We start from the raw sequence: 11,753 nt of genomic DNA, 5'->3' as shown, positions 1-11,753 counted from the left end.
ACAATCATTGGCGATAGGTGGTTTTATTTCTCTAGCATAGCTGCCCTCTTAAAAAACAAAAACGCCGCTGCGTCGGGCAGCGGCGTTTGGCTAGCAATACGCGTTATTAAATTGTAAAAGCGGCTTCTTGCTGACCGGTTTTAAGATCGCCAGAACGCACCAACTCATCAGTCACGCGATCAATGGCACGCTTGGCACGACCAATCATTTCGTCAACTTCAGAGCGGTTAATAGTCAACGGTGGCGCAAAGCCCAGAATATCGCCTTGCGGCATGGCACGGGCAATCAGATTCTCTTCCATTGCTGCTGCTGCGACACGCGGTCCAACTTTAAGTGCTGGGTCGAAATGCAGGCGCTGTTTGGCGTCTGGAGAGAACTCTAGCGCGGCCATTAGGCCAACACCGCGTACGTCACCCAGCAACGGATGACCCTCAAAGGTGGCCTTGAGCTGCTGCTGGAAGTAACCGCCAGTTTCGGCAGAGTTACCTACTAGATTTTCGCGCTCGATAATATCCAGGTTAGCAAGGCCTGCGGCACAGCCCAGTGCGTGACCTGAATAGGTCCAACCATGACCGATGGGACCAAATTCGCCGGTTCCCTGCTCCAGTACCTTCCATACTTTGTCGCCAACAATCACGCCAGAAAGCGGCTGGTAGGCGCTAGTTAGCCCTTTAGCAATGGTGACCAAGTCAGGCTTCATGTTGTAGTGGTGGCTACCAAAGTCTGAACCGGTACGGCCAAAGCCACATACGACTTCGTCAGCGATCAATAGTACATCGTACTTATTCAGTACCGCTTGAATGGCATCCCAATAGCCTTCTGGCGGCGGCACGATACCACCGGTACCCAGTACCGGCTCACCAATAAAGGCCGCCACGGTGTCGGGGCCTTCTTCCAGAATCATCGCTTCCAGCTTATCGGCACAGTAGCCAGAAAATTCACGCTCGGTCATGCCGTGCTGTTCTGCCGCGCGCAGATAGTAATGCGGTGCTTCGGTATGGCGAATGGTGTCAATCGGCAGATCAAAGTGGTCGTGGAACGCTTTCAAACCGGTGAGCGAGCCGGAAGCGATGCCGGAACCGTGATAACCACGCATACGCGAGATCACTTTTTTCTTCTGCGGGCGACCCAGCACGTTGTTGTAGTAGCGCACAATTTTGAGCTGGGTTTCGTTAGCGTCAGACCCTGACATGCCGTAGTAAACCTTAGACATGTTCATACCGGCAATTTTCAGAATGCGCTCAGAAAGCTCAATCTGCGGCTCGTTCGAGTGGCCCACATAAGTATGGTAATAAGAAAGTTCTAGCGCTTGCTTATAGATCGCTTCGGCTACTTCAGTGCGGCCATAGCCGATATTGACGCAGTAAAGACCCGCAAAGCCATCGATAAACTCACGACCATCTTTGTCGACGATGTTAATACCCTTGCCGCCGGTAATAACACGGCCTGGTAAATCACCATGGGCGAAGTCGCGAAGGTGGGTTGAGGCGTGAAAAGTGACTTTACGGTCGCGTTCGATCAGATCCTGATGCAAGCTCATAACGTTCTCTCTATACAGTAAACCTCCCCATTGGTTGGAGAGGGTGTTTTATCATTGGTGACTCATAATTTGCGCACCTAGCGAACCTTTCGCCCGGCGGAGCCAACCTCCCACAAGCGCTCTAGCATTACTAAGTTGCGGTTATGGGAGAGCGTTTTAGCGCGCGACGGTTAGCTTCCCGAGACGGAACCTAGCGCCCCTAGGCAGTAATACTTTGTTTCTAAATACTCATCGATACCCGTAGCGCCGCCTTCACGGCCCAGGCCGGACTGTTTCACGCCACCAAAAGGCACTGGTGGTCCAGTCATTTTCACTGAGTTGACGCTGACCATGCCATACTCAAGCGCACGCATTAGCTTCCAAATGCGGCGAATATCGTGGGTGTAGATATAAGCTGCTAAGCCATACTCAGTGTCGTTGGCCATCTCAATGACGTCGTCGTCGCTACTATAAGCGGTAATACCGGCCACAGGTGCAAAGTTTTCTTCACGCCATACTTTCATCTGCGGCGTCACGTTGGTTAACAGCACCGGCATAAAGAAGTTATCACCCGGCGCTTGGCTTTGATCGCCTGCAATCATCGTGGCGCCTTTGGAAATCGCATCATCGACAATCGATGCCGCTTTTTCGACAGCCTGACGGTGGATAAGCGGGCCAAGGTCAACTTCCCCATGCAGGCCGTTACCCACGGTCAGTGCCGCCATGCGCTCAGTAAATTGCTCAACGAATTCATCGTGGATAGATTCGTGTACCAGAATACGGTTGGCTGCCAAGCAATCTTGTCCTGCCGTCTGGAATTTCGCCGAGACTGCGGCATAAGCGGCCTCTTTAGGGTCCATATCAGGCCCCACGATAAACGGCGCGTTGCCACCTAGTTCCAGCGATAGGCGTTTAACCGTGTTTGCGCTCTGTTCGATTAACAATCGGCCAACACGGGTGGAACCAGTGAACGAAAGCGCGCGAATACGCGGCTCGCTGCACAAAATTTTCGAGACCTCGGCAGGATCACCCAACACGACGTTAAAAATACCGTCTGGAATACCTGCCCGCTCGGCAAGCTCCGCCAGCGCCAGCGCTGAAAATGGCGTTTCATTGGCAGGCTTAATGATTACCGGGCAGCCAGCCGCCAATGCCGCTGCGGCCTTGCGGGTAATCATGGCCAGCGGGAAGTTCCACGGCGTAATCATCGCCGCAATACCGACCGGCTCCTTAATGGTGCCAAGTGAGGCGTTGGGGATATGGCTGGGAATGGTTTCGCCGTAGGTGCGTTTACCTTCTTCAGCGAACCAGCGCACGAAACTGGCACCGTATTCGACTTCACCACGAGCATCCGGCAGCGGCTTACCCTGCTCCAACGTCATGATGGTCGCTAGATCTTCACGGTTCGCTTGAATCAAGTCGTACCATGCCAGCAGCCGCTCGCAGCGTTCGTCAGCACGCAAGGCGCGCCAGTGAACAAAAGCGGCTTCGGCCGCATCAACTGCAGCGGTAATTTGTTCGGCTTCCAGCAGCGGAATGTGCCCAATGACTTCGTTCGTCGCGGGGTCGTAGACGGCTTCTTCACGGCCAGCATCGCCATGCGTCCATTTCCCGTCGATGTAGGCGTACTGCCGGAACAGGCGCGGATCTTCCAGGCGTTTAACAAGCGTCGTCGATAGTAGGGTCATGGGCACCTCCCCAGGTTGCAGCCATTTACGGTGAAGCCAAGCATGGCCAGCAAGCCGTTGCGCATAAAACGATAGGTCATCAGCTCAGCTGAAAACTGAACTGATTCAGTGTGTGTAGGTTAAGGGAGTTAGCGCACGAAGTGTTTTTGAAAGCGCCGGAGAATTCCGGCACTTTTTTTGTGAAAGTCTATTTTGAAGGGTGTTTTTTCGGGGCGGTCCTTTAAATCACGGCAGCGACAAACCGCGGCAACGACAAACCACTACAGCGACGTGCTGCAGTCCACACCGATAGGTTCATGCTTAACTGTTTTCGTAACGATGTAGGTAAAGTAGCGCTCAATACCCGCATCAGATACCAGCCATTTGTCGATTAAGCGCTGATAGCTATCAATGGTGCGGGCTTCAAACTTAACTAAGTAATCGACGCCGCCCCCTACTGCCACACACTCAGTTACTTCTGGCGTCTGCATGACCAAGGCTTCAAAGCGGGAAAAACTTTCAGCGTTGTGCTGTTTGAGTTCAATCTGCACCCAAACAGGGTTGCGCGGCACCAATACCTCGGCATTGATGCGCGCAGTGTAGCCCTCAATCACCCCGGCATTTTCCAGCCGTTTCACCCGCTCCCAGCAGGGGCTAACCGAGAGATTAATCGCTTCGGCGAGCTTCGACTTGGTTATCCGGCCATCCCGCGCAAGAATATCAAGGATCTTTAGGTCATAACGGTCTAGTTTCATCATGCCGGATGTTACGCCTCCAGGCGTTCAACAACATCGGCAATCACCGCTAAGGTGTCCCCCATATTGATTAACGATGGCGCTCGGCGAGCCATTAAAATACCGTCGCGTTCCGCTTTATAAGCCACTGGCGCGGTACCGCTGCGGGTCATGTCGTACACATAGGCAATGGTTTGACCATTTTTCACTTCATCACCCAGCGCCACCAACAGCTCTAACACCCCAGAGTGCTGGCTTTGCACGTAGCAGCTGGCATCCGGCATATCGAGGTACATCTGCCCGCCTGCAGGCATAGTGATGGTGCCTTCCACCAGTCCGTAATGAATTAAAAAGTTGCGTACGCCACGCTCTGCAATCGCAATACTTTGGGGAGTAGACGTGCCGCCGCCGCCAAGTTCGGTAGCCACAAACACTTTGCCCTGACGCTCACAGGCAGTATCGAATAGCTTTTCTGCGTCTAGCTCGAACATCACCATGGCGTAGGGGGCACCGAATGCTTTGGCACCCTCTAGTGCCGCCTGCTGTTGAGCCTTGTCGTCTAACACATGGGAGGCGCCAAACGGCAGAATATCCAGGGTACGCCCGCCAGAGTGCAGATCGAGCACGACATCGCTCATGGGCACCAATACACGGGTAAAATAATCAGCAATTTGCGATGTTACGGTACCGTTAGGATCACCGGGAAAACTACGGTTCAGATTGCCTTTATCCATCGGCGACGTGCGCTTGCCCGCCATAACTGCGGGGGTATTCATACACGGCACAATAATTACTCGGCCACTCACCTCTTCAGCTTTCAACGTGGAAGATAGTTTAAGCAGCGAGGTAATGCCTTCGTATTCATCACCATGATTACCGCCAGTTAGTAGTGCCGTGGGGCCTTCCCCATTTTTCACTACGGTGATAGGAATCATCACCGCGCCCCAGGCAGACTCATCGGTCGAAATCGGCAGTTTTAAAAAGCCGTGTTGAATGCCGTCGGCGTCGAAATCAACGGTGGCAGAAATAGGGCTTGGCCGCAGTTGGTTCGGTTGAAGCGTCATCGTATGTCCCTTGTATTGTATAGACAGCTACTTAACAAACAGCTGGCGCGGAAAATTAGCCAGGGTTTCACAGCCATTTTCAGTAATCAGAATGCTTTCGGTAATTTCTAGCCCCCAATCTTCTACCCAGAGGCCAGGCATGAAGTGAAACGTCATGCCTGGTTGAAGAATAGTGTCGTCTGACGGACGTAAGCTCATTGTGCGCTCGCCCCAGTCCGGCGGGTATGAAATACCGATAGGATAGCCACAGCGTGCGCCACCACGGTCAAAACCGTACTTATCCATCGCCGCACCCAGCGCCATGGCAATATCCGCCGTACGATTACCCGGCTTAGCCACGGCAAGTCCACTCTCGATGCCTTCCAGCAAAGCAGATTCAGCACGAATGAAGTCTGCCGGGGGCGTACCTAGAAAGACGGTGCGCGACATCGGTGCGTGGTAGCGCTTGAACACACCGGCAATTTCGAAAAACGTACCTTCGCCTTTGCGAAATGGCGTGTCATCCCAGGTTAAGTGTGGCGCTGCGGCATCTTTTCCAGTGGGCAGCATAGGCACAATGGCAGGATAGTCACCACCAAACACCTTACCGTTCTCGTCAATAAACCCTTCGATGCCGACGCGGTAAATTTCCGAGACCAGCTTACTTTTTGGCAGCCCAGGTTCAATGACTTCCAAAATGCGCGTATGCATGCCTTCAACAATTTTTGCCGCCACGCGCATGTAGGCGATTTCTTGAGGCGACTTAATCGCTCGGCACCAGTTTACGAGAGCGTTGGCATCCATAAAGCGCGCATGGGGAAGCTCACGCAAAAGGCTTTGGTAGGCTTTAGCAGAGAAGTAGTAGTTGTCCATCTCCATGCCCACCACGCCGGTATGCCAGCCACGGTCGGGCATTATCGACTGGGCCAAATATTCCATCGGATGCATGTCTGGATTTTGGACATAGTAGTCTGGATAGTAGGTGATATTGTCGGGGTCTATCCAGCAGGTTCGCAGAGCGCCGTTAGCATCCATACGGCGACCAAACCATACAGGCTCACCTTCAAGCCCCACAAGTACACACTGATGCACATAAAAAGACCAGCCGTCATAGCCGGTTAGCCATGCCATGTTGGAAGGGTCACTGACGATCAATACGTCAATTCCACGGACAGCCATTTCTGCACGCACCTTCCACAAGCGATTAGCATACTCTTTACGCGTGAAAGGCAGGGAAACCTCAGTCATCGGGCAACTCGCCATCAAAGATCACTAAGAACCAGCGCCTTCACTTGTTATAAGTTAGTTACGCTGGGCCACAGGATCGACCTGGCCACCGCCGCAGTAGGCCCGCCAATGTCGTCTTAGGGCGATACTAGCACCGACCCTTGGTTGCCGGTCAAAGCCTTTATGACAAAAATTGTGACGCACCGTGGTAGCGTAACCATAGTTAATCTGCTGTGAGGAGGAAAAATGAAAATAGTTGTACATATCGACGATGCGGCCCAGTGGCAAACCGCCCTTGCTGAGGCCTTGCCACAGGCAACCGTACTTACCAGTGATGCCCCTGAGAATGAGCGCCAAAACGCAGACTATCTCGCGGTTTGGAAAGCACCGGCTCATTTACTTAACGAGCAAATCCAACTAAAAGGCATTATCAACCTGGGTGCCGGTGTCGATTACTTGCTGAAAACCCCAGGTTTACCAAGCGACGTCCCAATCGTGAAACTGCGCGATGCGGGCATGGGCGAACTTATGGCAGATTACGTGCTATACGGTGTACTGCACTTCTACCGTAGTATGGACCGCTACGCTTCCCAACAACAGCGCGCCAGTTGGCAGCCCCACGCTGTGCCTGAAAAAGCTCAGTGGCCTGTGGGTGTTTTAGGTCTTGGTGCCATTGGCAGTTTTGTGGCGACTTCCCTTTCGCAGGCAGGCTTTCCTGTCGTCGGCTGGAGCCGCTCGCCTAAACAGATTGACGGCGTGCGCTGCTTGCATGGAGAACAAGGGCTCGATGAGCTGCTTCGACAGGTGCAAAGCGTGGTCACTATTTTGCCTGACACCGCTGCTACTAAAGGCATTCTAAACGCTGAACAGCTAGCGAAATTGCCTAAAGGCGCCAGCGTGATTAATCCGGGTCGTGGCAGCTTAATTGATGAGCAGGCGTTACTTGACGCGCTAGGCGATGCCAAGCATCCCGGACACCTGCGCGGTGCATTGCTCGACGTTTTTTGCGAAGAGCCTTTGCCTGCCAATCACCCTCTATGGCAGCACCCCAGTGTTATCATCACGCCTCATATGGCTGCGCCTACACCGCTAAATGACGCCATTGATCAAGTGGTGTCGTATATCAAGGCATTTGAGGCGGGCGAATCGCTGGCAACGGTCAGCCCAGAAGCGGGTTACTGACGCTTAGGCAAGTGCACGCTATACTGCACAGGGAACCAAGCGCTTGCTAAAGGCTCTTAGGAGAACACGTCACAGGGAGGAAGGGCCTTTGCGTCATGTCACACTTAGCAACAGGCAGCGTACGTATGCAAGCGCAATATTAGGCGCCTGCATACTTACCCTGTGCAGCTTAGCGGCAGCAGATACACCTGATGAGCAAGCTCTTCAGACGCCTCACCCTTTTCAGGCTCAATATCGCTTAGAAATACGCGGATGGCCAAGCGCGACGATAACTCACACCTTAAGTAATGAAGGACAGCACTGGCTAAGCAGTATGAATTTTGCGGTCGCCGTTGCCCGTGGTGAAGAGCGCAGCCGCTTTTCAATAGACGATGCCACCACTCATTCGTTGCTTTATAACAGCAGCTATTCACTGTTGGGAGTCGGTGACAGTTACCAACTCAACGAAAGCGATATTAGTTCGCTTGATCGCCAAACTGCGCTCTTTGATCTTTCCCGACGGGCAGGGCGCCAAGGCTGCACAGAAAGTGCCCCTTGCGATATCGAGTTTGTTGATCACCGTGGGCGTGATGAACACTTTCAGTACTATGTCGATCAGCAAACTGTTAACGGTTCCACTACTATTAGCGTCCCTGCAGGTGAATTCGAAACAACGCGCGTCACGCTAATTGATAAAGAAAAACCAGACCGGCATCTACAAATAAACTTCCACCCAGATTGGCCAGGCCTGATTCTTACGGCAGAATACCAAAAAGAGGGACGTCGACAGACCTCTCTTACCCTCACTCACTTCAACCCTGCTGGGGATAGCGCTCCTTAAATGCTTTCTGGCTTACTGATTGTTTTATTGCCCCTTTTCCTGGGCTACCTAGTACGCGTTCGCTCTCCCCGCTTACTCAGTCTCATCAACCGAGCCGTTAGTGGCTCGGTTTATTTAATCCTACTATTTATGGGGATAAGCCTCGCTGGGCTTGAAAACCTAGGCAGCCAGCTTTCAAGGCTAGGCGGAAACGCGTTGCTACTGTTCAGCATTACTACGCTGTTCAACCTTGGGGCACTCTGGTGGTTATCCCGTCGCGTGGCACTTAAAGCCGGAAGCTCACCTGTCGTGAAAAACGCCCCCACCAGCAAACTCGCCGCTATGCAGGGTTCATTAATGCTGGTGGGCGTGGTGGCAGGGGGCGTGCTGGTTGGGCTACTGCTCGGCCCGATTATCGGTGACGTGCTGTTTACTACCGCCGACTGGTTAGCAGAGTGGGTACTATACGTATTGCTAGTACTGATCGGCTGTCAGCTACGCAATTCCGGCATGCCGCTTAAACAAATTTTACTGAACCGCTTGGGGCTTGCCATCGCGATCACTCTGGCGCTGAGCTCATTGCTGGCGGGCTTACTAGCAGCCCCGCTTCTTTCGCTTAGTTGGAACGAAGGCTTAGCCATGGCATCAGGTTTTGGCTGGTATTCGCTTTCGGCTATTTTGATTGGCGACCAACTTGGCCCATTAATGGGCGGTGTGGCATTTTTCAATGACCTGACCCGCGAACTGTTGGCATTTATCCTGATTCCTCTCGTTATTCATCGCCACACAGCACTGGCCATTGGCTATGGCGGCGCAACCTCTATGGATTTCACCTTACCGGTGATTCAACAGCACGGTGGTGTTGCCTGCGTTCCGATTGCGGTGGTTAGTGGATTTATCCTGTCTTTGCTGTCTCCCCCCCTGATTCTATTTTTTCTTTCGCTTTCAGGTTAGCGATAGCAGGCTTTCATTGGGTAGGATAAACAGCGTTCTCTGTTTAAAACGCTTTTCGTTCACTGCTCAGGATGCCTGCATGCCATGCTAAACGGAATTTGGTTAAGTTTTTTTATTGCTGCGTTTGCGGCGTCTTTGTGGCAGTGGTTAATCGGTGGCGATAGCGAGGTTTTTGCGCGCCTAGTGCAGTCACTGTTCGATATGGCGCGGGTCAGCGTGGATATTATTTTAGTGCTGCTAGGCACGATGACCCTTTGGCTAGGCTTTCTTTCGATTGCTGAAAAAGCGGGCATGATTCGCCTACTAGGCCGCGTACTTGATCCGCTTTTCTCTCGCCTAATGCCAGAAGTGCCCCGCAATCACCCTGCCATGGGGCTAATTAGCATGAACTTTGCAGCTAACATTCTCGGCTTAGATAACGCTGCCACACCGATTGGTATTAAAGCCATGCAATCGCTGCAAAGTCTCAACCCGAGCCGCGATACCGCTAGCAACGCACAAATTCTGTTTTTAGTGCTCAACACGTCATCACTGACGCTGCTACCCGTCACGATCTTCATTTATCGCGCCCAACAAGGCGCGGCTGAACCCACCCTGGTTTTTCTGCCGATTTTGTTGGCCACCAGCGCCTCTAGTTTGGCTGGACTTCTAGCCGTGTCGCTGATGCAGCGATTAAAACTTTGGCAACCCGTGGTGTTGGCTTATTTAGTTGCTGTGGCCCTGGCGCTAGGGCTATTAATCACCACGTTGGCGGGGATGTCGGCCCAAGCACTGGCGGCAGCTTCAACACTGGTAGGTAACCTGACGCTGTTCTCTATTGTAATGATGTTTTTAGTGGTCGGCGCACTGCGGGGGGTGAGGGTATATGACGCCTTTATCGAAGGCGCAAAAGAAGGCGTAAGCTTTACGGTCACCTTACTGCCGTATCTTATTGCCATGCTGGTGGCGGTTGGCGTACTACGCGCCAGCGGCGTTCTAGATGCAGGGCTAAGTGGCATCCGCTGGTTGGTGGAAGGGGCTGGTTGGGACACTCGTTTTGTGGATGCGCTGCCTACCGCCTTTGTAAAACCCCTTTCTGGTAGCGGCTCGCGGGCCATGATGATCGAAACCATGAACACGTTCGGGGTCGATAGTTTTCCTGGTCTGCTAGCCGCTACTCTGCAAGGCAGCACCGAAACAACCTTTTACGTGTTAGCAGTCTATTTCGGTGCGATTGGCGTCACCCGTATTCGTCATGGGCTTGGCTGCGCGCTGATCGCAGATGCCGCTGGCATTATCACCGCCATTGCTGTCTGCTACTGGTTCTTTGGCTAACGCAGCTTGGTAGCTAATTTACAACACTCGTAACAACACTCGTAACAACAATAGATCAGGTAATTTGCTTCATGCATGCTCAACACGCAGCATTACATAACGAGCTACACGCGAGGCCGCCCCTCTATTTTGAGGGGCCTGCTTGTCTTCATCATTACGCCTTTACGCTTGAAGGCGATAACGTTACTACGTTGCTTAACCGCCTAGCGGAAGTAACAGACATCACGATCACACCCGATCAGGTGCAACAAATAGTCAGTTGCCAGGGCTGCTTAATCAAATGGGAGCGGCACACCGAGTTTTTTACGCTGACCATTAAGCACGATAACAACAGCAACCCTCGCCTATGGCCAACACCACCTACTTTTTTAGCCCGTGTGCTAGCGGAGTTTGCCGAGCAAATCATCAGCGCCAGCGTATTGCGCGTGGAAACTGCCCATCGCTGGGCAGGCAGTGTGGACGCCTATGGGTTAGATCAGCCAGCAGGCTCTCAGGTAGGCGGCGGTGACGCCACGGTGTGGAGCGATTTCAACCTCGATGATCAACAAAGAAACCGTCTACTGCTGGTTAACGATAGTCTGGATAGCTATCGACTAGGCAGAATGGCAAGACGCTTATTTGATATTGAAACCTATCGTATGATGGCGATGCTGGCGCTCCCGGAAGCCAAAGCGCTCAGTCGTGAGTTGCAGCACTACGAAATGGAGCTATCAGCGCTCTCTCATCAGCACGCCGAACAGCACACCTCACCTGCCGAGCCATTGCTCAACGCCCTAACGCTACTCTCAGCGAAACTTGAGCGCTGCGCTGTACAAACACGCCAGCGATTTAGCGCCACCGATGCCTATGCCAACCTTGTGTTGGCACGCATTGATGAACTGCGCGAAGAGCGACTAGGCAATTATCCTCGGCTTGGCACGTTTATTTTGCGCCGTTTTGAGCCGGCGGTGCGTTACTGCGATGCCATGAACCGCCGGGTGGAAACCCTAGCCACTAGTGCCACACGCTTAAACGACTTGTTACGTACCCGCACCCAGGTCGAAATCGAGAGGCAAAACTACAAAATTTTGCAGAGTTTAGATGCCCGCGCTAGCAGCCAACTCAAAATCCAAAAAGCCGTTGAAGGCCTCTCGATCATCGTCATCAGCTACTACATTTTCAGCTTGATGAAATTAGGGCTAGAGAGCTTAAGCGCTCTAGGTGTCGATATCGAACCTAATGTGGCCGCCTCCATCATCGCACCACTGAGCGCACTCATTATAGCTATCCTAATCTGGCGAATTTGGAAGGTGAAAAAGCACTAGCAAGCAATTC

General features: G+C 52.7%; 10 protein-coding genes. 5 read left to right on the top strand and 5 right to left on the bottom strand.

What is annotated here, in order from left to right:
• Positions 1–106 precede the first annotated feature (106 nt).
• The 5 genes from M0220_RS11445 to doeA all read right to left on the bottom strand — a co-directional run bounded on the left by M0220_RS11445 (position 107) and on the right by doeA (position 6,211).
• Positions 107–1,540, bottom strand: coding sequence for an aspartate aminotransferase family protein (locus tag M0220_RS11445; RefSeq protein ID WP_030073905.1), 1,434 nt, complete (start codon positions 1,538–1,540; stop codon positions 107–109).
• Positions 1,541–1,710: 170 nt separating this feature from the next.
• Positions 1,711–3,207: an NAD-dependent succinate-semialdehyde dehydrogenase gene (locus M0220_RS11440; protein ID WP_264017684.1), complete on the bottom strand. Its 1,497-nt coding sequence runs from the start codon at positions 3,205–3,207 to the stop codon at positions 1,711–1,713.
• 260 nt (positions 3,208–3,467) lie between these two features.
• Positions 3,468–3,944, bottom strand: a complete 477-nt coding sequence (locus tag M0220_RS11435) for an Lrp/AsnC family transcriptional regulator (protein WP_030073909.1) — start codon at positions 3,942–3,944, stop codon at positions 3,468–3,470.
• 8 nt (positions 3,945–3,952) lie between these two features.
• Positions 3,953–4,984 (bottom strand): N(2)-acetyl-L-2,4-diaminobutanoate deacetylase DoeB, encoded by a 1,032-nt coding sequence (gene doeB / locus M0220_RS11430; protein ID WP_030073911.1) that lies wholly within the window; start codon positions 4,982–4,984, stop codon positions 3,953–3,955.
• Positions 4,985–5,011: 27 nt separating this feature from the next.
• On the bottom strand, positions 5,012–6,211 hold the full coding sequence (gene doeA / locus M0220_RS11425) for an ectoine hydrolase DoeA (RefSeq protein ID WP_030073913.1): 1,200 nt from the start codon (positions 6,209–6,211) through the stop codon (positions 5,012–5,014).
• 225 nt (positions 6,212–6,436) lie between these two features.
• Between doeA and M0220_RS11420 the strand changes: the two genes are divergently transcribed.
• The 5 genes from M0220_RS11420 to M0220_RS11400 all read left to right on the top strand — a co-directional run bounded on the left by M0220_RS11420 (position 6,437) and on the right by M0220_RS11400 (position 11,743).
• Positions 6,437–7,372: a 2-hydroxyacid dehydrogenase gene (locus tag M0220_RS11420; protein ID WP_264017683.1), complete on the top strand. Its 936-nt coding sequence runs from the start codon at positions 6,437–6,439 to the stop codon at positions 7,370–7,372.
• Between the two features lie 88 nt (positions 7,373–7,460).
• Positions 7,461–8,192, top strand: a complete 732-nt coding sequence (locus M0220_RS11415) for a hypothetical protein (RefSeq protein ID WP_264017681.1) — start codon at positions 7,461–7,463, stop codon at positions 8,190–8,192.
• Complete coding sequence (locus M0220_RS11410; RefSeq protein ID WP_030073919.1) at positions 8,193–9,125, top strand: lysine exporter LysO family protein; 933 nt, start codon at positions 8,193–8,195, stop codon at positions 9,123–9,125.
• 84 nt (positions 9,126–9,209) lie between these two features.
• On the top strand, positions 9,210–10,439 hold the full coding sequence (locus M0220_RS11405; RefSeq protein ID WP_264017680.1) for a nucleoside recognition domain-containing protein: 1,230 nt from the start codon (positions 9,210–9,212) through the stop codon (positions 10,437–10,439).
• 71 nt (positions 10,440–10,510) lie between these two features.
• The gene (locus M0220_RS11400; RefSeq protein WP_030073922.1) at positions 10,511–11,743 is read left to right on the top strand and encodes a DUF3422 domain-containing protein; all 1,233 of its coding nucleotides are present in this window, start codon (positions 10,511–10,513) and stop codon (positions 11,741–11,743) included.
• Positions 11,744–11,753: the final 10 nt, after the last annotated feature.

Origin of the sequence: Halomonas qinghailakensis (genome assembly GCF_025820815.1) — a bacterium.
Classification (GTDB): domain Bacteria; phylum Pseudomonadota; class Gammaproteobacteria; order Pseudomonadales; family Halomonadaceae; genus Vreelandella; species Vreelandella qaidamensis.
This window is presented reverse-complemented; position numbering and strand designations above follow the sequence as displayed.

Bases quoted from the DNA above. Each gene is read 5' to 3' on its own strand.
- M0220_RS11445 (WP_030073905.1), bottom strand. From the start codon at position 1,540: ATGAGCTTGCATCAGGATCTGATCGAACGCGACCGTAAAGTCACTTTT.
- M0220_RS11440 (WP_264017684.1), bottom strand. From the start codon at position 3,207: ATGACCCTACTATCGACGACGCTTGTTAAACGCCTGGAAGATCCGCGC.
- M0220_RS11435 (WP_030073909.1), bottom strand. From the start codon at position 3,944: ATGATGAAACTAGACCGTTATGACCTAAAGATCCTTGATATTCTTGCG.
- doeB (WP_030073911.1), bottom strand. From the start codon at position 4,984: ATGACGCTTCAACCGAACCAACTGCGGCCAAGCCCTATTTCTGCCACC.
- doeA (WP_030073913.1), bottom strand. From the start codon at position 6,211: ATGACTGAGGTTTCCCTGCCTTTCACGCGTAAAGAGTATGCTAATCGC.
- M0220_RS11420 (WP_264017683.1), top strand. From the start codon at position 6,437: ATGAAAATAGTTGTACATATCGACGATGCGGCCCAGTGGCAAACCGCC.
- M0220_RS11410 (WP_030073919.1), top strand. From the start codon at position 8,193: ATGCTTTCTGGCTTACTGATTGTTTTATTGCCCCTTTTCCTGGGCTAC.
- M0220_RS11405 (WP_264017680.1), top strand. From the start codon at position 9,210: ATGCTAAACGGAATTTGGTTAAGTTTTTTTATTGCTGCGTTTGCGGCG.
- M0220_RS11400 (WP_030073922.1), top strand. From the start codon at position 10,511: ATGCATGCTCAACACGCAGCATTACATAACGAGCTACACGCGAGGCCG.